19 protein-coding genes are annotated in these 24,936 nt (G+C 44.1%); 5 read left to right on the forward strand and 14 right to left on the reverse strand.

The genetic code is table 11. From position 1 onward, the window contains the following. Nucleotides 1–17: 17 nt before the first annotated feature. From bglS to MKX68_RS25950, 5 genes are all read right to left on the reverse strand, one after another. The gene (gene bglS, locus MKX68_RS25930) at nt 18–731 is read right to left on the reverse strand and encodes a beta-glucanase (protein ID WP_338594963.1); all 714 of its coding nucleotides are present in this window, start codon (nt 729–731) and stop codon (nt 18–20) included. A 311-nt stretch (nt 732–1,042) separates the two neighbouring features. Next, the gene (locus tag MKX68_RS25935; RefSeq protein WP_340914629.1) at nt 1,043–1,747 is read right to left on the reverse strand and encodes an ankyrin repeat domain-containing protein; all 705 of its coding nucleotides are present in this window, start codon (nt 1,745–1,747) and stop codon (nt 1,043–1,045) included. A 10-nt stretch (nt 1,748–1,757) separates the two neighbouring features. After that, nucleotides 1,758–3,266: an S-layer homology domain-containing protein gene (locus MKX68_RS25940; RefSeq protein ID WP_340914630.1), complete on the reverse strand. Its 1,509-nt coding sequence runs from the start codon at nt 3,264–3,266 to the stop codon at nt 1,758–1,760. 119 nt (nt 3,267–3,385) lie between these two features. Further along, entirely contained in the window at nt 3,386–4,078 is a 693-nt protein-coding gene (locus tag MKX68_RS25945; protein ID WP_340914631.1) for a response regulator transcription factor, read from the reverse strand. Between the two features lie 6 nt (nt 4,079–4,084). After that, entirely contained in the window at nt 4,085–5,554 is a 1,470-nt protein-coding gene (locus tag MKX68_RS25950) for a sensor histidine kinase (protein ID WP_091030238.1), read from the reverse strand. 203 nt (nt 5,555–5,757) lie between these two features. Here MKX68_RS25950 and MKX68_RS25955 point away from each other — a divergent pair, with 203 nt between their 5' ends. Further along, nucleotides 5,758–6,585 (forward strand): helix-turn-helix transcriptional regulator, encoded by an 828-nt coding sequence (locus tag MKX68_RS25955; protein WP_340914632.1) that lies wholly within the window; start codon nt 5,758–5,760, stop codon nt 6,583–6,585. A 79-nt stretch (nt 6,586–6,664) separates the two neighbouring features. Continuing rightward, a complete protein-coding gene (locus MKX68_RS25960) occupies nt 6,665–7,003 on the forward strand; it encodes a cupin domain-containing protein (protein WP_340914633.1) in 339 nt (112 codons plus the stop codon). Nucleotides 7,004–7,146: 143 nt separating this feature from the next. On the opposite strand, the gene MKX68_RS25965 is transcribed toward MKX68_RS25960, so the two are convergent. The 7 genes from MKX68_RS25965 to pdxS form a co-directional block, all read right to left on the reverse strand. Next, on the reverse strand, nt 7,147–8,283 hold the full coding sequence (locus MKX68_RS25965) for an alpha/beta hydrolase (protein ID WP_340914634.1): 1,137 nt from the start codon (nt 8,281–8,283) through the stop codon (nt 7,147–7,149). Beyond that, nucleotides 8,280–8,939: a TetR/AcrR family transcriptional regulator gene (locus MKX68_RS25970; RefSeq protein WP_340914635.1), complete on the reverse strand. Its 660-nt coding sequence runs from the start codon at nt 8,937–8,939 to the stop codon at nt 8,280–8,282. The genes MKX68_RS25965 and MKX68_RS25970 overlap by 4 nt, the downstream gene beginning before the upstream one ends. Before the next feature lie 195 nt (nt 8,940–9,134). Continuing rightward, nucleotides 9,135–10,217, reverse strand: a complete 1,083-nt coding sequence (locus tag MKX68_RS25975) for an ABC transporter substrate-binding protein (RefSeq protein WP_340914636.1) — start codon at nt 10,215–10,217, stop codon at nt 9,135–9,137. A gap of 229 nt (nt 10,218–10,446) precedes the next feature. After that, complete coding sequence (locus MKX68_RS25980) at nt 10,447–12,720, reverse strand: beta-glucosidase (protein WP_340914637.1); 2,274 nt, start codon at nt 12,718–12,720, stop codon at nt 10,447–10,449. Between the two features lie 19 nt (nt 12,721–12,739). After that, the gene (locus MKX68_RS25985) at nt 12,740–13,972 is read right to left on the reverse strand and encodes a PTS sugar transporter subunit IIC (protein ID WP_340914638.1); all 1,233 of its coding nucleotides are present in this window, start codon (nt 13,970–13,972) and stop codon (nt 12,740–12,742) included. A 203-nt stretch (nt 13,973–14,175) separates the two neighbouring features. Next, entirely contained in the window at nt 14,176–16,689 is a 2,514-nt protein-coding gene (locus MKX68_RS25990; RefSeq protein ID WP_340914639.1) for a GH39 family glycosyl hydrolase, read from the reverse strand. 151 nt (nt 16,690–16,840) lie between these two features. Beyond that, nucleotides 16,841–17,725, reverse strand: a complete 885-nt coding sequence (gene pdxS, locus MKX68_RS25995; RefSeq protein ID WP_200869424.1) for a pyridoxal 5'-phosphate synthase lyase subunit PdxS — start codon at nt 17,723–17,725, stop codon at nt 16,841–16,843. Between the two features lie 147 nt (nt 17,726–17,872). On the opposite strand from pdxS, the gene pdxR reads away from it, so the two are divergent. From pdxR to MKX68_RS26010, 3 genes are all read left to right on the forward strand, one after another. After that, nucleotides 17,873–19,363 (forward strand): MocR-like pyridoxine biosynthesis transcription factor PdxR, encoded by a 1,491-nt coding sequence (gene pdxR, locus MKX68_RS26000; protein WP_340914640.1) that lies wholly within the window; start codon nt 17,873–17,875, stop codon nt 19,361–19,363. Between the two features lie 59 nt (nt 19,364–19,422). Continuing rightward, nucleotides 19,423–21,444 carry an ATP-dependent DNA helicase gene (locus tag MKX68_RS26005; protein WP_340914641.1) on the forward strand — a complete coding sequence of 674 codons (2,022 nt, stop codon included), beginning with the start codon at nt 19,423–19,425 and terminating at the stop codon, nt 21,442–21,444. Nucleotides 21,445–21,588: 144 nt separating this feature from the next. Further along, the gene (locus MKX68_RS26010; protein ID WP_340914642.1) at nt 21,589–22,116 is read left to right on the forward strand and encodes a DinB family protein; all 528 of its coding nucleotides are present in this window, start codon (nt 21,589–21,591) and stop codon (nt 22,114–22,116) included. Between the two features lie 80 nt (nt 22,117–22,196). Here MKX68_RS26010 and MKX68_RS26015 read toward each other — a convergent pair whose 3' ends face one another. Beyond that, nucleotides 22,197–23,138, reverse strand: coding sequence for a family 43 glycosylhydrolase (locus MKX68_RS26015; protein ID WP_340914643.1), 942 nt, complete (start codon nt 23,136–23,138; stop codon nt 22,197–22,199). Between the two features lie 30 nt (nt 23,139–23,168). Further along, on the reverse strand, nt 23,169–24,884 hold the full coding sequence (locus MKX68_RS26020; protein ID WP_340914644.1) for a discoidin domain-containing protein: 1,716 nt from the start codon (nt 24,882–24,884) through the stop codon (nt 23,169–23,171). Between the last annotated feature and the right edge of the window lie 52 nt (nt 24,885–24,936).

Here is a 24,936-nt window from a genome sequence, read left to right on the forward strand (position 1 = left end):
CGGCTGCTTCAGTCTGCTTAATTACTCGTATATTTGACCCAATCATATTCCGCATAGAGCGGATTGGCGCCGTTATAAGGACCGAGCCAGCTATCTACTCCTGTTCCATTCCACAGGTTCATCATAATTTTTCCGGGTGTTTTAGGAATATTGCTGGTTGCCGTGTGTTTCAATACACCATCAACATACCACTTGATATGTCCCGGCTGCCAGTCAAATGCGTACGTATGGAAACCTTGGGATGCATCAAAACCTAGATTGATAATCTTCTCATGATTACCAACCCCATTGGTATAATAATTAAACTGCACTTTGGTTGTGTCTTTTCCTAAAAATTCGATATCAATCTCATCCCATTGGGTGCCATGTGCGGGCCCTGTGTATGTGAAAAATGAGGAAACTACACCTGTGTTCTTGGCAGGTTTCATACTGACTTCATACAAGCCGTACCCATACGTATTCGTGGAACGGTACTCTCCGCAATCAAATTTGTTCTGTGCAGAGCTGGTCAAACCAAGCTTAAGCTTGCCGTCACTTGTAAAATTAACATTGTTAGCCCTCCACGTACAGTTAAACATGTTCCCGTTGGAATACCCATCCGCTTTTTGCCACGTACTTGCGTTAAAATAGGTTAGAGGTTCCCAGAACACATAACCCGCGAAAGCGCTTACTGAAAAAAACAAAGAGACGACACCAGTCACCACCAACGTATACCAAGACTTTCTCTTCATCATACACCTCCATGAATAATTCCAACATGTACAAGCAGTATAATAATAGATAGCGCTTACATGGTTGGTATTTCCATTTTATCTGGAAGCAGAGTGGTACACTATAGCAAACTTTAAAGCAGAGATATTCATTTTTTAAGATTCTCGTTTCCGTATCTCATTATGACACGTAAAAACTATGCTACTTTCATACACGTAAGATTGATTGAATGAAGCGCCTGCCCTTCAGCATAGAAGGAATCAGGCGCTCCATGAAAACCATTTTTACATATATCTCAACATGTTTGTTAATTTACTCACCCTAAAAGGGTCTATTTCGCACCAGCTTGTACCAAAATGTCTTCAATTTCCTTGAAGCCTTTATTCTGCGCATGACTGAGCGGTGACACCCCATCACGATCCGATATGTTTACGTCTGCTCCGTGGTCAATGAGTAATTGTATCGTCTCCTGCTGCTGAGCATTGCCATCGTTAAGAATGATCGCTTCGAGTAGTGCTGTCCATCCCAATTGATTCACATGGTCCACATCCACCGAAGTTTGAGTCAGTAATTCTTGCACTACATCCACATATCCATGCTCCGAAGCTGGAATAAGTGCTGTCCCTCCATATCGATTCGTTATCGCTGGGTCCGCTCCCGCCTCAATTGTCAGCTTCAAAATATCCAAGTATCCTTCAGCTCCAGCATACAGAAACGGGGTATTTTGCATATCGTCCTGTATATTCACATCTGCCCCCGCTTCAATTAACACTTTAGCCGATGTTAGATCATTATTGTAAGTTGCAATCATTGTAGAGGTTCGTCCATTCTGATCTTGAGCATTGATATTGGCGCCCGCTTGAATCATTTGTTCGATGCGTTCAGTATCGCTGTCCTCTACTGCCTTGAACAGCTGTTTATCTGCTGAAGTCACGGCCTTTTCCTCCACATTGGATTCATTTCTCACTTCAGGCACGCAGCCTTGAACGATCAACATACTGCTTATCAGGATAACGATGATCAGCGATTTACTCATACTGCCTCCCTTACTCCAGTGTCACGGTGACCGAAGAAGCGACACTCCAATCGCCAACTGGGTTTATTGTATACGTAGTACCCGGAGTTAACTTCCCATCATTTGTTAGGTCGAATACACCCGTCGCACCTTTTCGACTTGAATATTTATAAGTGGCCGTCAGAACATCCCCGCTAGGTGAAGTTAACGTTACACTTCGACCAGAGAACAGTTCATCCCCAGGGTTCTGGTCAAGCGTAACTTCAATGGAGGTTTCGCTCACTGCTTGAGCACTTGCAACCACCAACGAATCAAACGATTTCGCTGTAAATGAAGCATTTTCTAGGTTCGCCCAATCCGAAGTAACCGTATATGTGACACCTGATTTCAGCGTTTGACCCTCAGGCAAACGGAACTTCGGTTCTTGTTTACCATCTGTGGATTGTGTGAACGGAACATATCTGGCAACGATAGGCTCGCCACCTTCTGGCGTAATTACAACTTGTCTTGCTTGCATGGAAGAGATGATTTGATACGTTTTGCCTCCTGCTTGCTCTTGATCATTCAGCACAAATGCATTAGCTCCTCGGCCACCGCTGTAAGCCGAAATGATGTAACCGTAATCCACTACACCGTTCACTTGCAGTGCTTCAATCTCGAATGTATCATTCGTTACTTGACTAGCCGTTGTCATGTTTATTTTCGTGCCACTACCTTCAAAGGACCCAGCGTCTTGCCCTTTGTAAGTCAGGTTGTACACTTCACCAGCATCTTGTACGGACGTTGGAACGATGTAAGTCGCAATTGACCCTGTTTTCAAACGGGGCATATTGGTTAACGTCATCCCGCCACTAAACGCAAAGTCCGTTTGTGCCTTGGCAAAAGCTTCATTCGCTGCTGTCAGCGGTTTGTCAAAACTTACAATTAACGTAATGGCATTCAGTGATCTAACGCTCTTGATTTGAGCTTGCTCCGAAGGAATAGCTTGGTGTGCGGTTTGTAACAACACTGCTGTTTCGCCACGCGTTGCTGAACCGTTCTCGGAGTAGAACACGCTCATCCAATGGTGAACGGACTTTACATCACGTTGCATTGCTTTAGATACGACTTGTTCGAGTTCAGCATCCGACACTTGAGTCTGCGGATTGAATTGTCCATCGTTAGCTTGCATGATGCCGACTTCAACAAGCTTTGACGCATATGGCGCATACCATGCATTGGGATTTACATCCGTTAATTCTACGGTTTCTCCCGTCTTGCTCTCCAAATTAAACGTTTTGAAAACCAATGAAGCTAACTCCGCACGGGTAATTGCTCGATGTTCACCCATAGATTGATCTGCATATCCGTTCATGATCCCCAAGCTATTCAGATCCTTGATAGCAGCTTCAATCTGTTGTTGGGTAAGCTGTGTGGTTGTTGCCGCAATGTTAGTAACGTATGTAGCTGCATGTACTTGATTCGCAGTTAACGGGAACACTGCTGTACCTAATGCAGTTATGGTTAGAAATGTAGCGATTTTGCGGGTTGTAGAATTCATAGTTGAATTCCTCCTCTATAGGTTGTAGTTGCCTGTATCTATAGAATAGAGGACAAAAAGAAACTCCCAAGGACAAAGTTATTAACAAAATATAAACTGGGTCTAAATTTTCACGAAACTTATGCAGTAAACCGATAGCCCGCGCCCCAGACGGTTTCGATATACTCTGGATTTTTGGGGTCTGTCTCCAGCTTCCCACGCAGTTTGCGAATATGGACGGTTACCGTTGCAATGTCTCCGGTGGAATCCATGCCCCAGATCCGCTCGAACAGATCAGATTTGCTGAATACACGATTGGGATGACTCGCAAGAAATACAAGTAACTCGAATTCCTTGGTTGTAATCGCCACCTCTTCTCCATTAACAAAAACGCGGCGTGATCCTTTATCAATGTGAAGCCCGCGAATGTGGATTTCATCCTGCTCAGCTGGTTTGTTTTTACCAAGTAGTCTCTCGTATCGGGTTAAATGAGCCTTTGCTCGCGCAACTAATTCACTTGGGCTGAACGGTTTTGTAATAAAATCATCAACTCCAAGATTAAATGTCCTGATCTTATCGATTTCTTCCTTTTTCGCGGAAACGACAAGGATGGGCACCTCTTTCACCTCGCGAATGCGCCTGCAACATTCGAAGCCGTCGAGTCCCGGAAGCATCAGATCAACAATGATCAGATTATAGTCCCCCTCCAGTGCCTGTTTCAGGCCTTCATCTCCAGTATGGCAGAGATCCACAGAAAATCCGTTGAGCTCAAAATAATCCCGTTCCAGTTCTGCGATCGTTGTTTCATCTTCAATGATCAAAATGTTTACCATTACTCATTAGTCCCTCTCTTCATTCAGCCGTTTCAGCTTGATATATATGCTCGTGCCATCATTGGGCTGGCTTTCTGCCCAGATGAAGCCCCCATGTCCATCAATGATTTGGCGGGCTATTGCCAGTCCAAGTCCACTTCCGCCCGTTGAGGAATTGCGGGATTGTTCTGCACGATAAAAGCGTTCAAATATATAAGGCAGTGCCTCTTCGGGTATTCCCCTGCCATTATCTTTAAAGGCCATTGTAATCCATTTCTCATCAGCTTGAAGTGTAATCTCGAACCGTTTGTGTTCATTCTCCATGTATTTGAGTGCATTATCCACCACATTAACAACGGTACGTTTTAACTTCTCCGGATCCACAGCAGCCATGGCGGGACCAGATACCTGGTTAATCCAATCCAGGGCAACACCTTTATCCTCCAGATCATATCTCAGCTCTTCGATGCTATCTTCAAGGAAATCAGCGAGATCAACTGTCTTGAACAGGAAAGGTTCTTGGTTCAAGTCGAGCTTGGAATACAAAAACAGTTCATCCACCAGCTTATCCATGCTAACTGCTTTGGAGTGAATGATATTAACGTAACTCTCCATTTTCTCCGGAGTATTAGCCACTCCGTCACGAATACCCTCAATATACCCTTTGATATTGGTAATCGGCGTACGGAGATCATGCGAAATGTTGGAGATGAGCTCTTTGCGATTCACTTCGTCCTGCTCTCGTAATGCATAGGAGAGCTGTAATTGATTCCGCATGCTCTCAAACGCTTCGCTGAGTTGACCAACCTCGTCATTGGAGTTTAGCTGAAGCTTAAAGGATAGATTGCCATCTTTAATATGTTCGGCTGAACTTCGTAGTTGATTCAATGGCTTAATGAAGCTGCGTGTGATCCAGCGGAACAAGAGTAGATTTGCAATGATGAGGACGCCAATAAGCAGGAATGACATCACAGGTAGCAGTTTGCGAGTAAGTTCCGCAAAGGGGCTTCTCTCGCGAATGACAAAGATACTCCCTCGTTCCCCGTCTGAATACTGAAAATCAAATTTTGCATACGCGTAAAATCGCTCACCAATATTGAAGGTGCTCCGAATCTGGTAATTGTTAAGATCATAGGCAGGCAGTGCTTGCTTCAGTTCTGGCTGGTTGAAGGTCAGCGATTCGAAGATCTGGCTATTCTCCCGTCTGACGTAGAGCCCTGACTTCTCAGCTCGAAGCTTCATATCATATTCACGCAGCAAAACCTTGTTTTGCAGGTCGTCCGGGTCATTTTTGGCAAGGAACTTCATCTCTTGAAAGATCGATTCTCCCTGTTCAGTCAGGGGGTTGATCTGATAATGTACCTTGTATATATCACGGAAACTCTGTAGATCCCCTGTGGCCGCAATCGTATACAGACTTGCCGTAAGCAGGATGAACAGTAGACTTATAACGAGCATGCCCGTGAAAGACAGCAGCATTTTTATTCGAATTGACATGGTTTCCCCTTTTCAAGCAAGCAATTGGATTAGTTAGTGCACATGTTAACACAAGATGGTTTCTATTGCCCATATGTAAAAAAGAGCTTTCTTTTTCATTATATATGTTGACAGTGATAATCGTTATCAATAATGTTGGAGTAAGGTGCACAACGATTTATCTTAGAATGACCGGCAAACACTTTTGAAATGAGGTACGTAATGTGAAAGTAGACGTTAATCAGTTAGCAGGGCATTTTGCACACATTCCATTTCAAGTAGAAGGCGTATATCGATATGCTAGAAATCCAGGGGTTCCCCAGGCTGACTATACCGATTCTTTTCCTGGATTTGTATTTCCTCTTACAGGAAAAATACAATTTCAATTTGATGGTACACCCTATATTTTTTCACCAGGAAAAGTTGTACATGGGGGCGCGAAAATGAAACTGGATCAAACCGTGTTTCATAGAACGGACTGGGAATACATCCTCGTTTTATACCGGATATGTAGTTCGGACCTCGAAGATACAAGCTTTTCCCATCAGCATTTTGAATTATCAACGGGTCAGTCCCCACGTCTGATCGAATTAATTACGCGTCTATGGTATGTGTATAACCAGCATGGAGGTATTTCAAGGTTTCAAACCGAGATGCTGTTTCGCGATGTGCTGAATGAGACCTTAATATGTGTTGATCATAGGCAAAATAGTTGTGAATCAGATGTTTTATTCGAACGGGTCTCTACCTATATCCAAGAATACTATGATCAAAGTTTGACTGTCGCATCGCTTGCAGAACAAAATAACGTTAATCGAAATCGACTTTCCTACGTGTTTAGAAGACATGCGGGTATGGGTCCGGCAGAATATGTTTTGAAATATCGTATAAACATGGCACAGCAAATGTTATTGGCAAGTGATGCGTCTGTACAACAGATTGCTGAGAGCGTTGGCATTACTGACCCCTTTTATTTTAGCAGAGTGTTCAAGAAACAATGTGGTATTTCTCCTACGGAGTATCGTCTGAAGTTCATCAATAATCCATCCTGATTTCAATAGGCATCCATGTTATACAAAAGCTTAGATCAGTATACTGAACATATAGGATTAATACACAGGAGGAATGACGATGCACTATCAAGCTATTCAATTGAATGAGGAATTTGCGAAATTAAACGATCTTTGGTATCCCAAACTCATTGGTGAAATGAATGACTATCAATTTAAGATCGTTAAGATTGCTGGAGATTTTGAGTGGCATGTTCATGAGGAGACTGACAAGTTATTTTTTGTGCTCGAGGGGGAAATGATAATTGATTTTCGTGATGGGCAAGTGAAGATTTCCAAGGGCGAGATGTATATTGTCCCTAAAGGAGTCGAGATCAAGCCTTCCGCCGAAAAGGAATGTCATATCATGTTGATGGAGCCTGGAAGCGAAGTAAACACTGGCGGGACTAAGGCCAAATAAGCGTCAGTTATTGGAACCAGGATGTCAATTTGCAATATCAGAGAGCCGATAACCGCGTAATAAGGTTATCGGCTCTCCGTCTGTACGGCTAGCTCTTGGACATGCATTAATTTACATATATTAATCAGTAGTCTCTCGGTTAGTCACTTGTTGCTGGTCTTCCTGATCAATTCCACACCATCGTATGCCAGGCTTTCCACACTTGCTGCCTTCTGCAGTAAGTAATGATCAAAAAAGTTCTTTGCATAGTCTGTAACAATATTTCGCATCTCCATAGCATCCAGTTCACCTCTGAGTTCCTCATTAACACTGGTAAACACGATGTCACAGTAATCCAAATGTGCAACACGATCAACTGAGAAATAATAGGTCTCCATGCTATTGTTAGCGCCAATAATCGCATTCATATTATAGTTAGGTTCACAAAACAGCAGCAAGAAGGGTTTCTTAAGATCGCTGTCAAGAAGTCCAAACGCACCGCTATCCAAGCCAATCCCGCAGGCGAACCGGTCGTCATCCCGGCAAACCATCGCCGTCGTAGGCCCTCCATAAGAATGTCCGACTATACCCATGCCGATGTCAAGCAGCAATCTGCCCTTAAAGATGGAATTCAGCTCTCCAGAGTCCAGTTTGTAAAGATAATCGGCTACATACCTTACATCTTCTGCCTGTGATTCACTATACTCTGTTATCTTGGAAAGTATCGGTAGTGCAAGCACGTTACGGCACATCTCAATGGCAGTTTCATCGTCAGGACGCATCTCCATCTTACCAGCCAACGCCAGCATCTCCGGATCTTCACCAAACGCTGTAATGACATCCGAAAAATCCTTGGATACATTAAACAGGCGCCCATCTTTACGTTTATACATCGTGCTATTCTGATGGCCGATGCTTACCACAACATACCCCATACTTGCCAAGTCTGTACAGAGCACTGTACCCCATTCTGGAGAACCGCCTCCACCGCAAACATAGAATAACACTGGATAGCGCTTTTCCTTCCCGGAGAGAGCAAGGTCGTCGTAACACTGGGTCTTGATATCTATAGAGAAAACATCCTTCAACGCAGTGACAAGTGGCTGCTCATTAAACATCCCGTAGACTTCAGGAAACATGTACGTTGATGTAGTTTTACCTTCGCTACTGTCAGACGGATAATACACAAAAGCGGTCAGTTCTCTTTTGGTGTAATCTGATGCCGTGTACTCAAAATCCATCTGGGTTCGACCGACAGTATAGCCGCCAATTGGTTCTGGAAATACGTCATAGGTTTTCATTTTCTTTCCCCCTTGAGATCGCTAACCATTTCAGAATATTTATGATCTTCAAGCAGTCCATGGCCCATAAATTCAGCAAAGTATTTGCTGATCTTATGTTGCAGCGTAGAGTCCTTAATATCGAATTCTCTAAAAAACAAGATTAAATTAAGCTGCATTGACTCAAACATAAAAGAAATCAGGTCGTCGTCAACATCCGGTCGGAGATATCCATCAACCCTCATTCGGCGTAAAATGTCCTTGATCATGGGGAATGACTCGCCCTTTAACACATTCACATATACTTTAAGCAAAATGTCCTCAGGAATATATGAAAATGTTTTAGTCAGTTTGATTTCCAACTCATTCAGTGGCTCGGTCACCATGCCATTAACGTTACCAAATAAGCCAGTAAGGAAATAGCTGTAAAGGGAATCTTCACTACTGTTATTAAAATATGCAGCTCTTTTCTGGGTCACATTACGTATTAAGTGACAATAAAGGTCATCTTTGTCTTCAAAATACCGATAAAATGTTCCGGGGTGCATGGACAAACTATCCAAAACCATCTTCATAGTTATATCCTCGTAAAGGTTATTAACAAAAAGCTGCATAGCGCTATTCGATATTTCCTCGCGCCTTGTTTCATCTAAACGAAAGAAAGAATTTTTTGGCATAGATTACTCCTTAATTTGAAGTGTGAACTGATTCACACTATACTGATAATACATTCACAAGTCAAATCGTATTAAGATAGATTGTTCAGAAACTCATTATCATTCGGCGGGCCGACCGGGATCAGCTTGAGACAGGAATTGGGTTCCTGATAACAAAAAAAAGCCGCTAAAATAGCGACTTTTAATGGTACTGATTTACAACCCGAGATCATCCGCGAGTCCTTCTACACCTGTGAAGATGGAATCCCCGTAACCCCAGAAGTTGTTGAAATCAATAATGTAGATTTTTTTGTTTTTAACTGCGTTAATGTTTTGTACCTGTTTGTTGGCAAGCAGCTTTTCAATCGTCTGCTCAGGATCAATGCCACCTGCATACCTCGAAATAATCATCGCATCCGGATTAATCTCGATTAACTTCTCCAGACTGAGTGTGCCCGTTTCATTAATCAGCATATTATGCATATTGATTAATGACATTGCACTTTCAATAAACGTATCACCATTTCCGTTGTAGATTCCAATAGTTCCATCACCATTATCCGAAAATGATGCATAATTGATCGTTTCAGAGCTAGCTCGGGCGGACAAGGCATTCTCGCGTGCTTTAAGCGTCTCAATATATGCCGCTGCATTGGCTTGTACGTTGAATATCTCACCTAATTCAGTAATATCCTGATACAGACTATCTAACGATGCATCAGGAACACTGGTGCTTTGTACATACGTTTTAATCCCCATATCATTCAAGCTGCTTACTGTACCAACACCCCAATCCGCATCCTCAAACAATCCACCACGCCCTACAACCAGATCAGGCGTAGCGCCTATCGTCACTTCCTTACCTACATAGCCTTCAGCAAGCACAGGAATTTTTTTAAACTCATCAGCAATATCGTCAGGTACACTACCAAACAACGCAGCCACACCTACAAGTTTGTCTGTCAAACCAAGGCGAATCATCAGCTCGGCTGCACCTTGGGTATTGGCAACTACTCGTTCAGGTGCCTTGTCAAACGTTTGATCCTTCTTCACCCACGTGCCGTTCTCTGTTGTATAATTTGAAACGGTTACCGGGTAAGTTGTTTCAGCAGGTGCTGAAGCGTCTGCGTCGGTTTGTTCCCCATTTGTTGCTGCATTCGTGGCGCTGCTCTCCGCAGCTTGTTGTGAGTTGCCATTTGCATCTTCGCTGCCACCATTGTTACTTGAACACGCTGCGAGCACCAGGATCATTGCAGTAATTAAACAAAGAAACATCCCTTTTTTAACGGATACCAACATGTAAATAATCTCTCCCTTTTGAATTCTATCTTGTCGTTTAGACCAATATGTAAAATAACTATTGTCAGTATACAGTAAATGTCGAAGCATGTAAATGAGAACAATAATCAATATCATTCGTCTGATGAATTAAAAGAGACCCTCATATGGTGCCTCTTATTTTGGGCTCACAGAAAAACCAAGTTCATCTCCCCTGTACGGGATTGAACTTGGTTCCTCTTTTACTTAACTATTCATTACGTGCCTGGTTAACCTTGGCGATAAGTTCATTAATAATTTCATCAGGTGAACGCTCATTCATCCATTGTTGGCCGAACATTTGGAACACTTTGATCATCGGGAAATCTGCCCAGAATCCCACAAACTCCTCGTTAAGATATACCTTGTCCGTAACATGCTCGTTCATTTCATTCAGGCAATGCTCCAATTCCTTTTTCGCCACAGGATCACTCATCCACTCACTGAGCAGACTGAATTTGTGGAACGTGATTTCTTCCTTACCAAAGTCACAATGCAGACGTTCCGTAATTCGGAGATCTTTGGACGAGCTACCAAGTGAAATTTGGAAAAATCCGGTCTCAGCCACCCAACGGTTATACTTGGTGTTGTAATATGAGAAATCTCTCTCTTCCAGTTCAAAAGTAATCTTGCGTTTTTCACCCGGCTCCAGTTCAACTTTAGCAAAAGCTTTCAATTCTTTCTCTGGACGGGTCCATGTGCACTCTTCATCGTGAACATACAATTGAACAACTTCTTTTCCCTTGCGCTTTCCGGTATTTTTCAATTGGAAGGACACAGTAACACCGTTATGGGTCTGAGCCACTTCCAGATCCGTATAGGAGAACGATGTGTAAGACAATCCGTGTCCAAACGGGAATTGTGGTGCCAGTTCTTTCCGGTCATAATATCGATAACCCACGAACAGACCTTCGCGATAATACAGCTTGCCGTTCTCCCCGCGAATTCGCATGTGTGAAGGGTTGTCCGACAGTTTGACAGGGAATGTCTCAGAGAGTTTGCCCGAAGGATTTGTCTGTCCGAATAATACATCTGCAATCACTTTACCCATGCCTTGACCCGACAACCAAGAATGAATCACACCAGGTACATGCTGTACCCATGGACGCATCGCCAGTGCGGAACCGCTGCTCGTTACGACAATACACTTGGGTTGAACCGCGGCTACCGCGAGAATCAATTTCACTTGATGCTCGGGAAGATCAATGCCTTGCAAATCATGCATCTCCGATTCCGCATATTCCGGTTGGCCAACAAACAGTACAGCAACATCGGAATTCATGGCTAATGATACGCTTTCCTTGATTAGCTCATCATTGATGGAGTCATCCTCCGGGTACCCTTCTGCAAAAGTCATGGTCATGGCATCACCAGCCAGATTTTTTATCTCGTCCCATGGAATATCGATTTTTGTAGGCGTTACTTTTGCACTGCCCGCTCCCTGTATTCTCGGTTTTTTGGCAAACCGTCCGATCACGGCAATCGACGAAATGGACTCCTGCCCTAGCGGGAGAATCGCGTTCTCATTTTTCAGAAGCACAATACTCTCGGCCGCCGCTTTACGTGCGAGTGCATGATAGTCCGAATCTGGAGAAGAATCCTTGTCTTTCTTGCCCGTTACCCGCTCAACCAGTTTCAAAATCCGGCCCACACTTCGATCCAACTGTTCTTCGGCAAGGCTTCCGTTCTGAACCGCTTCAATGATCGCTTTGGCATTGTAATTGGCAGGACCCGGCATCTCCAGATCAAGCCCAGCCTTCAGACCGCGAATGCGATCATTGACAGCTGTCCAGTCGGATAGAACAACACCTTCATAACCCCACTCTTCTCTCAAAATGTCATTCAGCAAATGTTCGTTCTCACTTGTATACGTTCCATTCAATAAATTATAAGAACACATAACCGTCCAAGGATCGGATTTCTTAATAATACGTTCAAAGGCGCTCAGGTAAATCTCGCGGAGCGTTCGCTCATCGATTTCCGAACTGGTTACCATCTTCTCGAACTCCTGGTTGTTACCCGCAAAGTGTTTGACAGAAGCGCCCACGCCTTCGCTTTGGATCCCGTTTATAAACGCCGCTCCAAGTTCCCCCGTCAAGTATGGGTCTTCCGAGTAGTATTCGAAGTTTCTTCCGCCAAGCGGCGTTCTTTTCATATTGACACCAGGTCCAAGCAGCAGCTCAACGTCCATGGTTTTGGATTCACCTCCCAGTGCCACACCGACTTCATACAACAATTCCGTATTCCACGAAGAACCGATGGCTGAACCCGTAGGGTAACAGGTTGCGGGTACATTTTCCGATGTAATCCCCATTTCTTCATCGCTGTTTGTTTTACGGATGCCGTTTGTCCCATCGTACATATGAACTGGCGGAATGTTTAACCGCTCGATTCCTTTTGTCATCCACATATTCAATCCTGCGCAGAGTGAAGCTTTCTCGGCCAGCGTTAATGCCGTCAACAATTCATTGATTGATTTATCCATAGTACTCACCCTTCTAATATCAATTTTGTTCCTGTTCTTTCTTCAGTTCCTGTGCATCATACAGTTTGAAAAACGGAAACCAGACAATAAATACAATCACCAGGACGACCGCCAGCAAGATAAGCCCATTGAGTCCGGACATAATGTAGGTGGACAGGCCGATTGGCGTGTACCATAGCTGGAAAATCTGGCTGGGGATCCGTACCCAACCCCAATCGAGAGCCAAGTACACAATCACCGGTGTGATAAGTGAGTTAATCCACATCGGCACCATGAGTAACGGATTAAAAGCAATCGGTGCTCCGTACACGACAGGTTCATTAATGTTGAACAAGGACGGGATAATCGTCGCCTTGCCGACAGATTTCAGTTTTTTCGAACGTGCCATCAGGAACCAAACCACTAACGGCAAAGTCGCACCCATACCGCCAATACCCAGCCAGCCGGAGAAAAAGGTTTCAAATGTGTTGATATTGACCGGATCTTGTCCCGCTGCCACAAGAGCTGCATTTTCTTCGATTGCAGGTATCCAGATTGCGTACCAGATCGGTGTCATGACCCACGGGCTTACGCCGAAAGAATACAGTACAACGCCAATGAAATTGAACAATAAAAATCCGGTTAAGCTTTGTCCAATGGCATTGATCGGCTCAAATACGTTCACGATCAGTCCAAAAATATCAAAATGAAGCTGATATACAAGCAACCATCCTGTTGTTAATACCAGGGCGATCGGGACGAGAAAATCGAACCAGTCCATAATGAATTCGGGAAGTGAAGACCCTTTTTTGAAGAACGAAAATTTGTTGCACATGATCATTACAAGAGCGACAAATACACCTACCAAGAGTGCTGTAATCATCCCCGAGGGTCCAAATCGTTCAAGGATGAACTGAATGGTACCGTCTTCGTTTACCGTCGGGTTAAGCAGCATAACGAACAGAGATATCCCCGTCATTCCCGCAAGCAACTTGATTTTGTGTCGTTCTCTTTTTTCCATCACGACATAAGGCGTCAAAAAAGCAATAAACAACCCAAGCAAACCGAAACTGAATGTCGTGATAGGTGTCAGGTCCGGCATTCCCGGAATGAAATCCTGCAAAATTGAAATCAATGTAATAATCGAACCGATGAAAATCATCGGAATGGCGACCATGATGGCTTCTTGAATCGAAGAAACCCAAATATTATTCGTAAACGCCTCCAATCTTGGCGCAAACGAATCTGTCATCCATTTCATGAAACGCTTCATCCAAAACTCCCCCTGTCTTCCTCTAAGCTGCCACAACCATAGTATATCGATTTGTGTTAACGCTTTCTTGTTGGAACTTGCCGCATCATGGTTCGTTTTTTGCCCAATCCATCGCTATAGTTCTAGCTTGCCAGCCTGAACAAGAAATAAACAACAAAAAACATCCCTTCACTACTGAAAGGATGTCTTAAAAGCACTTTTTTTTAATATTGTCTATCCAAAATGAGCAGCATTACCCCATGCGGTGGAAGCAAAATTTCTCTGTGCCAACTTTCATCTCTAATCATCTCTGTCCCCATCACGGGTCCACTCCTCCCGTTTAAAAAGAGGATTTCTTCTTCCGTCAAGGAATAGGGCGATCCCATGCGGGTCCACTCATCAAATACCGATCCATGGTCCCGATCCAGTTGATAACTGGTGCATTTATAAGGTCCCTCGAGATTGCTCAGGGTAAGTTCATAAGCTTTGCTACCTTTTTTCTCATATACGTCATAGCGGGTTGAGCTGGATAATTCCGACCAATCCCCACTTGCAAACAGCTGGTCTACATGCACATAGTGATAGAACAAAAATTGCATGCTTCCATCCCTTTTTCGGGTTCCGACATAACCGTCTCCCTTGACCATCAGCTCATCCCCAAGCTTTTGCATAAGCTCAAATGCATAATAGCTGGGTTTCTTCAGCCCATCGCGGTTAATCAGGCCAAAACCTCCGTAGAAAGGAGAAGCGGGAACGATACTTTCTTCGAATACATCGGTAAAGGACCAGAAAGCCATCGCTTTCACGTCACCGAGTGTGTTCATGGTGTGGTAAATGACAAACGGAGCCATGAACATGGTATCGTGCAGCAAGTTACGGTCATACAGCGAAAAGTTCCACTCGGTGACATGAAGTTCAACATGACCGTACGATGACGCATTCATTTTTTGCCGCATAAGTGCAATACTCTCTTTATAAAAAGTAGGCGGCATGATTTGCGTTAAACGATCGTCTTCAACTTTTAGCTTTGGATACTCCGAATAGATGTGAAACGAATAAAAGTCGAGAGCCACTTCCCGCTTGCGGCAATAAGACAAAAATTCCTCAGCCCAGGTATCGTTCCAGAGAGATCCGTAACCCATAGCTGGGCCCCCCACCTTCAGTTCCGGCAAAATCGATTTGATGGCATGAACGGTCGATTCGTAAAACGTAAAGTATTCTTCCTTGCTTCCTGCCCAACAAACACCCGCCAGGTCAGGCTCGTTCCATACTTCGAAATACCACTGCCTCACTTCTTCCGCCCCATAACGATTCAAACAATGGCGAACGAATTCACCAACAAGCGCCTGCCACTTGGCAGGGTCGGATGGCGGGCTAATATTCCCCCTCCACCAAAACAGCGTTTCTTTGGATCTCGCCAGCTGGCTCGGCATAAAACTTAATTCCACAAATGGCCGAACGCCCTGATCCAGCAGGAAATCATACAACTTGTCCACATAAGACCAATTATAGAGGGGAGTGCCCTGCTCGTTCTCGCTGTACACCATCATCTCGTCATTGAAGATGCCGTGAAATCGAATATATTGAAAAGGTACTTTGCCTTTCAGCGCGGAGAGCTGCTTCCGCCAATCTTCACGCAAACCTTCAATGGCTCTCCCTGCCGTCATGGTCATATTCCAGTGCTTTTCGTAGACAGATGACGTCTGATCCGCACGAATTTCAATATAAGTTTGGTCTGACAGATGTGCAGACGGTACAGAGAGCGTGTCCTGACCGGCATCAACCTTAACATCCAGATATCGATACAGTGAACCAATTGCATTCAACGTTTCCATCTCGTAATAATCTCCGCTTGAAGACTCCTCATACGTTTTGGGTTTGCGGTTCACATTCAACTGATGGAGTTCCGGTGTACGAGAAGCTTCCCGATAGGAACCTGGCGTACAGCCGTACTTTTCCTTGAAGTATTTGTTAAACAGCTTCACATTGGCAAATCCGCAATCCAGCGCGATCTCCGAAATGTTTTTATCGTTTGCTGCCAGCTGAGCCTGAGCCTTCTCCAAGCGAATGAGCGTCAAGTACTTTTGGAAAGGTATCCCGATTTTATCGGTGAAGAAGTGGGAGAAATAATGCAAACTTAAATGTTCAGAATGCGCCATATCCTGCAGTGTAATCTTCTCATTGTAGTGTAAATCAATATATGTGAGGACCCTGTTCAGTCTTTTATAATCATAATCCCTGCTACCATCTTCCAATGCGGAGTTCGTTCCACTGGAAAAATACCTCTGCAGGCATCCGCATAACATCTGTAATCTGCCCATTGTGAAATTTTGATAACCCGGCGTTTTTTTGTTGATCTCCCACACCATTTGCGCAAGATATTGTTTAATACTTTGCAGGTGAGGAGCGTTTTGTTCCACGTTCATAGCAGAGTTACAGGAGATAAACGCATTATTGTTCATCAACTCAGGACCGAACTGCAATGTTAATAACACATTGTCCTGATTGGTTCGTTCGATCTTGTGGACGGACATACTGTTAACCACGATCACATCATCTTCGTGCAGTGTATATTGTTGCTGGTCCAGATACATGATGATTGAACCGTGGAGAACATATACAACTTCCACTTCCTTATGCCAATGGAAATCAATATGTTTTACCGAGTTCACGAAGAGTTTCATAGGCAGATCGTCCTGATGTTGAATAAACTCATATAGATAGCGAATTGTCTGCACCTTCCTTCATACCGATTATTATAGCCACAGCATTTTGAAGATATCAACAAGCTAAACAGTAAGAACAAAAAAGCCGATCAATTAAGGTTCAATTGATCGGCTCTTCTATATAAATATTCAAACTACCTATTCAACTAGATGCACTGTTATCTTACCAACCGCGGTTGGACATGCGCTCTTCTGGAGCCAATTTAGAAATTTCGATCCCTTTCATCGGGGCGCCCAAGTTTTTGGATACTTCGGCAATCAGTTTGTAATCTGTGTAATGTGTTGTAGCTTCAACGATTGCACGAGCGAATTTCTCAGGGCTATCGGATTTGAAAATACCTGATCCTACAAACACACCGTCTGCTCCCAGGTGCATCATTAATGCTGCGTCTGCCGGAGTAGCTACACCGCCTGCTGCAAAGTTAACGACAGGAAGTTTGCCGTTTTCATGAACTTCACGCAGTAACTCATAAGCTACACCCAGATTTTTCGCTTCAGCGTACAGCTCGTCCTTGGACATGTTTTGCACTTTGCGGAGCTGGCTGTTAATTAGACGCATATGACGAACTGCCTCAACAATGTTGCCCGTTCCAGGCTCACCTTTTGTACGAATCATCGATGCACCCTCACCAATACGGCGAAGAGCTTCTCCCAAATCTTTGGCTCCACATACAAATGGTACAGTAAACTCATGTTTATCGATATGGAACACTTCGTCTGCAGGAGTAAGAACTTCACTTTCATCGAGATAGTCCACACCTAGGGATTCAAGCACTTTGGCTTCTATGTAATGACCGATACGTGCTTTGGCCATAACTGGGATAGATACAACCTTCATAACCTCTTCAACGATGGTAGGATCTGCCATGCGAGCTACACCGCCTGCTGCACGAATATCAGATGGTACCCGCTCAAGAGCCATAACAGCTGTTGCCCCTGCCGCCTCAGCAATTTTAGCTTGCTCTGCATTCATAACGTCCATGATGACGCCACCTTTTTGCATCTCAGCCATTCCTCTTTTTACACGATCTGTACCTGTTTGCATGATTGTAGTCCTCCTAATTAACTTTTGGGTGGTTTTCAATAAAGGTATCGCTCTAATCTATGATTTAGTATAGAATGAGAATGGTCATATAAAAAGATCCAATATTTTTGGTTTTTATTGTACCACTTCAATGATAACTCTGGAGGTCCTATGCAATTTCATGTAGCTTACAGTTCATATTTGAACCGAAAATATACGAAGATGAAAGCTCTATATCATGCCATTCGTGATGCAATTCATGAAGGTAATCTTATACATGGTGAGAAGTTACCCTCTACTCGAGAGTTAGCAGCGACGTATCACATTTCCAGAGGAACTGTGAATCAGGTCTATGATACGTTGACTGCTCAAGGTTACATTCATTCAGAGCATGGAAGAGGAACCTTTGTTGCTTATCAGTTGGATTTGAACAATAATGCGTCCACCGTAAAAGCTTGTACGCATCACTTATCCGCCTGGGGAAATCGTATTCAGCAGTTTGAACAGCATTCGATTCAAAGAAATGCACCAGCCAATGCTCATACACATGATTTCAGAATGAATAGCGATGAAGTGATCGACTTTAGCAAATATCAACCTGATTTCTCCAAGTTTCCTTACGATGAATGGAATAATCGATTGTATGCAGAGATAAGGCAGCGTGAGCATCACCTGGAAACAACCTCTGCCATGGTTAGTTCAACCGGGGATCCAAAATTGAGAGAAGCCATTGCTGCCTATCTTCGAAGGATGCGGGGCATTCAAGTCGATCCGGATCATATTGCAGTAACTGCAGGCTCCATGCAAGCTATAGCTCTACTCACTCAATTACTTGCAGACCCTGGGGATTATGTGGTGACAGAAAGTCCTTGTTATGTCGGAATTTCTAAAGCCATATTGGCTGCGGGTGCAAAGTTGATTGAAGCTAATCTCGATGGTCAGGGCGTTGTGCCTCAAGACTGGGAAGCACGTATGTTGTTTGTCACGCCGTCACGACAATTTCCTACTGGTGAAATGCTCAGCCTGGAACGCAGACAAACCTTGCTGGACTGGGCACAGCGAAATGATGCCATGATTGTTGAGGATGATTATGATAGTGAATTCCGATATCGAGGAATGCATGTTGAACCACTGAAAACACTCGATAAAGCTGGACGTGTAATCTACCTGGGCAGCTTTACCAAAACCTTGCCTTTAGAAGTACGACTTGGTTATGTGGTTCTTCCCCCTACCTTGGCTGACACCTTTAGAAAGGCACAGGCATTATATGAGCCAAGACCCGTCAACCTGATCGAACAACGGGCATTAGCTGCATTCATGACAAGCGGTCAATATGAGCGTCATCTGCGCAGAATGAATCGATTATACAGTCGCAAATTCCATCTGTTACTCAAACTTTTGAACAAAAACCTCTCTACATGGTTTGATTGGGTGGAGAATGAAGCGGGTCTACACGTGTTTGGTTGGTGGCGAGGTAATGTGACCACTTATGAAGCCTTTCGGGAATCAGCTAGGTCACAAGGTGTGGTATACTCAGAAGTCAGCAGTTCAACGTCTGTTGGTACGAAGTATGGTATCTATTTGTCTTTTGCACATTTGTCAGATGAACAATTACAGGAAGGCGTATCCAGATTAAAAAATGCCGTTACAACTGCATTGTGAGGTAAATCGTCTCCAAAGTGAGTACAAGAAGATCATCATTCGGAAGAGGGGCGATCGTTATGAATTGGTTAAATGAACTCTACAAAATGAATAAACAGGAACCGGACAAGGAAATCGAACGTTCTTTGGTTAACGCCATCTTCCGAATTTATGACCGGTTCCCACGTATCGGCCTTAGAGAGCGGATCGGACAGCCAGAAATGTCTCTTGATATCGCCGATGCATATATCCATGGACATAATGCCATGATTGAAGCTGGTGTCGGAATCGGCAAGTCTTTTGGGTATCTGATCCCAAGCCTGCTCACGAATCAAATGTCTCAGAAACCAGTCATTATAGCTACCTCCTCCATTCAGCTCTCGGAACAGATACATAAAGATTTAAGGATCATTGGTAGTCGGTTGGGATTCTCAACGGTTCGCTCCGTCGTGGGAAAAGGCATGGGTCAGTATGCCTGCCGAAGTAGAGCAGCGGAATTGATCAGTCTTGATGATGCTAACTCCTCCGTGTCTACCCTTGCGCAGCGCATATTAGATTATGAAATTGATGAAAGAGCCGATATTAAAGCTGGAATTAGTGATGCTGAATGGTCCCACGTTTCCGTGAATGATTGCAAATTTGAACGTTGTCATCATAAAACTGCATGTTTGTTTTACGATATGAGAGCGAAATTAAATGCAAAAGCTCACGAGATTGATTTTATTATCGTGAACCAGGACTTGCTCATACGGGATTTGATGAAGAAAAAAGAAGGAACCAAAAGCATCATCTCGGAACAGCCTGCTCTGATCGTCATTGATGAAGCGCATAATCTGGAAACAAAAGTTCGGGATGCCAGAACACTTGAGTTCACTTATCGAGGAATTTGCCGCATTCTGGATACCACGGTGCAGCTTCTAACGAAACAGTCCGGGGATAAAAGTCTCTTCTCACAATCCAAGTTCATCAAAAACTGCGCTGAGCGCATCTTCAAACAGGTAAACGCGGATCTTCTCGACCATGCCAAGCAGGATAACGACCGAATCAAAGTGTCAGAGATCAAAGGAATACCGTTGAACCAGGTCTCGAACGAATTAAAAGATCTCAGTCTACGTCTTTCCATTTTGACCTCACGCCACGAGCGGGAGATCGATGACGCTTTTGAAGCCATAAATGGGCTCATTACGCTCATCCATGTCTTGGCTGAAATAGAGGACAACTATCTCAGATGGGCAAGCAGTCCCCTGGGAGTAACCACAATCAGCATCTGTCCCAAAGATATAAGCCAATTTCTGAAATACGCTTTATTTAATGGCAAGATACCTGTAATCCTAACATCAGCAACGCTGTGCCAAGGCGGGGATACGCTGGAGGAACAATATTCTTATATGACGCACTCCCTCGGTTATAAGGGAGATTTCCTAGAGCGCCAACCTTCCCCTTTTGATTACACCAACCATACCATGATGTATATTTCGAACAAAGTTCCCTATTACCACCACGATCAGCGCGAAAACTATCTTGAAGCAGCTTACAAAGAAATGGTCCAACTCTGTAATCTAACTCAGGGAAGAACAATCGTCCTTTTTTCAGCAAAGGAAGACATGAAGTACATTTACAGAAAGTTGATCTCAAGGGCTAATGAATACACATGGGGAGTCCATGTTCAAAAAGAAGGATCTTCCCAGGACAGTGTTATCGCTGAATTTAGGAAAAGCAAAGGTGTACTCTTGGGTACAGGTGTATTCTGGGAAGGCGTGAATATTGAGGGTTCTGACCTGTCACAGGTCATTATTTTCCGGCTGCCCTTCCCTGTCCCGTCGGACCCTGTTTATGAATATAAGGCATCTGTAACAGAGAATCCGTTCATGGAGGTGTTTGTACCGGACATGCTTCTTCGGTTACGGCAAGGAACTGGACGCTTGATCCGTAGTGAAACGGACCTTGGCATACTCAGTATACTTGACTCCCGTCTCAGCGCAGCGGCTAAAAAGAGTTACCGGGCACAGGTGCTGGACACGTTGCCGTTCAAAAAAGTGACGGAGGATTTTGCGGTTTTGGAGAAATTTGTACAAATTAAGGGGATACGACGTACGGATTAGAAGTGGTATAATACGTAACCTTGAAAAACTGCCTAAATTACATGAAACGGCCCTTTCGCTCATAAAGCGGAGGGGCTCATTTCATGCTGTAGGATATATGCTACAATATATTCCAGATCTACGAATCCCAAAGGAGGCATTTACATGGTTGAAAGACCAACTAAAGAGGAATATGCAGCTTATTATGAAGGGTACATGCAGCTTGTTCCTGAAGGGAACATCATCGAACGCTTAGAGCTGCAAGCCAACATCATACCAACTTTACTCTCTTCATTGACAGAGGAGCAAGTAAATTATCGGTACGCCGAAGACAAATGGAGCGTGAAAGAGGTCATCGGCCACCTTTTGGATAACGAACGAATTATGAGCAGCCGATTGCTTCGCATCGCCAGAGGTGACCAAGCCAATCATCCCGGCTACGATCAGGACGTGCTTATGCAGAGCCATCCCTTCAATGCGTATACCGTAGCTGATTTGAATGAAGAATATGCTGTCACACGTCGCTCAACCATTCTTATGCTCCGTCGCCTCACCCCGGAAGCATGGCTCTGTAAAGGGATCGTCAGTGATAATCCTGCTTCAGCTCGATCGATTGCATTTGTTATGGCTGGACATGAGCTCCATCATTTATCAGTACTTCGCGATCGCTATTCGTTAGATTTGAAATTATAAAATTCATTCAAAAAGAGACTTTGAACCTACATTCTCAGTAGGATCAAAGTCTTTTCTCATCAGTCGTTTTATCGTTCAAATTATCGTTCAAAATGAATCAGATGTGTATCCTCTCCCAAAGATAATGTGGAATAATGATTCAGAATAGGAATGTCTCCATTGAATTCAATGGGCAGGACCACATAGCTGGATTGGAAGTAATCCGATCCGTTCCAGCGATCTGCAAAGTATAGATACTCCTCTTCTGATCGCTTCAGCACAAATGCTGGTTGCGTTCGGTACGTCGTTTCATCGCCAAAATCGCTTAGCATCCCCCATGGTCCATCCATCGTATCCGCCATCGCGTATTTCCCTTGATTGGGGTCCCAGCCTGTGCAAAATGAGGTCAGCATATAATACTTGCCATTCCGTTTGAAGACAGCTGGCGCCTCCCGATATTCCCCTTGCCACAGCTTTCCGACAAGACTTTCTACATTAAGATAATCCTTCTGCAGACGATAGATGTGCAGGTCCGCATTGTCTCTGGCAGCCGAAATAAAATATGCTGTCCCGTCATCGTCCTGAAAGAGCGTGCAGTCACGCGACATATACCCGTACGGATTAAAGCTGCCATGATACACGAAATGGCTATCCGGAGAATCCGATGTGGCAATGGCGCATGCGGCATCGTTGTAATTATTACCATTCTCATAGTGAACCCAGAGGACGAACTTCTTTGTCACCGTGTTGAAAAGTACTTTAGGCCGTTCAAGATTCACCTTTCCACCTTTATCGTTCACTAATCCCAGATTTGTCCGAACTCGAATGGGTGCAGCTGGCGTAGAGGTCGTCAAGATATGGTTTCGAAACTCCCAGTTGAATAGATCTTTGGAACGGTAACAACTCACATATATATCGTCTCTCCGATCTTCGCCATACCAGTAATAATAGTCGTCATGGAATAACATATGTCCACCATGGGCATGGATCGGCTGACCGCTAAGATCCTTCCAAAGTGTACCATTGGTTAATTGATTATTCACACGGTTACCTCTCTTCTTTTAAGAACAACGTTAATTGGTGTCCGATCCAAATACCTTCACTTCCCAAAGTCTTGGCGTGTACCAGTTGTTAGGGTTGTTATGAAGTGACGCATTTTGCATATTTATTCGTACATATCTGGCAACGGTGCTCGATAGATGATCTGAGGTGAAACCGTAAGATGTATTATTGGTTCGATCCAGTGCCACGGTCCAGTTTACATTATCCGTACTCGTCTCAATTTTGTATTTGTAAAATCCTTCGGAGCCTTTTTGCATCCACCAGGAGATTTGCACATTATTCAATTGTTGAACGGAGCCAAGATCGACCTTCCACCAATGTGGCCAGGAACTGCCTGTGCCGACCCATTCGGTTTGGTAGTTACCATCATTAGCATAACTTGCGGGATTCGTTCCAGTAGCCGTTTGGGCTGTTGCCGGTTTACCCTGAGACAGCAGTTTTCCATTCTGAACCGGAATTAGGACATCATCGCTTGTGTTGTACAGGACTTGATCAAAATAATCATAAAATGCGTAACCATCGGAGAACCACACAGGAAGAAGTCGTTCCTCCGTTGTTCCGTTTTGCGTACCTGCCCAGCCGAACATCCAGCGATACGCAACCATAACTACGTTGTTGCCCGTATCTGGCTTCACCCGCATAACGGAACCGGACTGCGCCGAGAAGGTTGACGTGTTGCCAATCGTCCGTAATTCAGACCAATCTCCGTCGATGCTTGTTGCTGAAGAGTATAGGGGTATACTCGGATACCAACCTGCCGCTTGGGAAGAGAACAAATAATAAATGCCATCCTTTTTGATCATCTTGGGCAGTTCCCTGTGTTGATTCTGATAAATAACAGAAACTTGATGATCCACATCCAACCAATCGGAGGTTAACTTATATAAGATGGTGTCCGAATTATTATTGGCGGTAGAAATCAGATACGCCGAATCATCATCATCTTTGAAAATGGAGATATCCCGGGATTGGTTCCCTTCCGGTCGAAAGCTTTTGTGAAATGTAAAGTCTTCTCCAGGAGTGGCCGAAGCCACCGATACTCTGGCAAGTGTGTAGTCTGTACTGTTTTCATAGTGACCCCAAAAAACAAATTTGTTCGTAGGCGCATGGTAGAGGATATTAATCCCCTCAAATTTGGAATTCGCCAGATCGGGATGATCCGTGTAGGAAAGGACCACTTTGTCGTTACCGTAGGTGATGTCATCCGTTGATGTCTGTTGAATCATTTCTCCAAAACCGCCTGATGACTTTTGCACGAAATTGAATCTGTAGTAGGTGTCTCCAACTTTAAGTTCATTCGGGAGCATAAGCGTTGATTGCGTTGTATTATCAAAAGTTGTGAGGTTCTCTGGTAGGCTGTAAGGGGTATATTCTGGCGAGACAGCTGAGGTTAACAAGGAAGTTCCGCCATATGCCTTCACTTGATACTTGTACGTGTTACCTATGTTGAGGTCATAATCATCCGTCGTTATACCTGTTAAGGTCTGTAATAACTGATAGGGTTCATCGTTCTCGGATCTGTATAACTCGTATGCAGTCGCTCCCTGGACAGGTGCCCAATGGATTTTGGCATTGGATACTTCGGATTCATTCTTCAGCACAAACAGTGTTGCAGCAATATGGGTCTCTTCACCAGCAGCGTGAACGGTTTGAGCTGAGGAGGTTAAATGAACTGTTAACAACATCAATGCAATGACGATAGCCATCCACGATTTACCTTTGATCATGTCTCATCATCTCCTTTTTTAGAAGACCAACCTTCCTGTTGCCGGAAGGCTG

This window comes from Paenibacillus sp. FSL M8-0212, assembly GCF_038004645.1.
Taxonomy (GTDB): Bacteria; Bacillota; Bacilli; order Paenibacillales; family Paenibacillaceae; genus Paenibacillus.

Coding starts and splice junctions, on each gene's coding strand:
- bglS (WP_338594963.1), bottom strand. CDS start 731: ATGAAGAGAAAGTCTTGGTATACGTTGGTGGTGACTGGTGTCGTCTCT.
- MKX68_RS25935 (WP_340914629.1), bottom strand. CDS start 1,747: ATGAGTAAATCGCTGATCATCGTTATCCTGATAAGCAGTATGTTGATC.
- MKX68_RS25940 (WP_340914630.1), bottom strand. CDS start 3,266: ATGAATTCTACAACCCGCAAAATCGCTACATTTCTAACCATAACTGCA.
- MKX68_RS25945 (WP_340914631.1), bottom strand. CDS start 4,078: ATGGTAAACATTTTGATCATTGAAGATGAAACAACGATCGCAGAACTG.
- MKX68_RS25950 (WP_091030238.1), bottom strand. CDS start 5,554: ATGTCAATTCGAATAAAAATGCTGCTGTCTTTCACGGGCATGCTCGTT.
- MKX68_RS25960 (WP_340914633.1), top strand. CDS start 6,665: ATGCACTATCAAGCTATTCAATTGAATGAGGAATTTGCGAAATTAAAC.
- MKX68_RS25965 (WP_340914634.1), bottom strand. CDS start 8,283: ATGAAAACCTATGACGTATTTCCAGAACCAATTGGCGGCTATACTGTC.
- MKX68_RS25970 (WP_340914635.1), bottom strand. CDS start 8,939: ATGCCAAAAAATTCTTTCTTTCGTTTAGATGAAACAAGGCGCGAGGAA.
- MKX68_RS25975 (WP_340914636.1), bottom strand. CDS start 10,217: ATGTTGGTATCCGTTAAAAAAGGGATGTTTCTTTGTTTAATTACTGCA.
- MKX68_RS25980 (WP_340914637.1), bottom strand. CDS start 12,720: ATGGATAAATCAATCAATGAATTGTTGACGGCATTAACGCTGGCCGAG.
- MKX68_RS25985 (WP_340914638.1), bottom strand. CDS start 13,972: ATGAAGCGTTTCATGAAATGGATGACAGATTCGTTTGCGCCAAGATTG.
- pdxR (WP_340914640.1), top strand. CDS start 17,873: ATGCAATTTCATGTAGCTTACAGTTCATATTTGAACCGAAAATATACG.
- MKX68_RS26005 (WP_340914641.1), top strand. CDS start 19,423: ATGAATTGGTTAAATGAACTCTACAAAATGAATAAACAGGAACCGGAC.
- MKX68_RS26010 (WP_340914642.1), top strand. CDS start 21,589: ATGGTTGAAAGACCAACTAAAGAGGAATATGCAGCTTATTATGAAGGG.
- MKX68_RS26020 (WP_340914644.1), bottom strand. CDS start 24,884: ATGATCAAAGGTAAATCGTGGATGGCTATCGTCATTGCATTGATGTTG.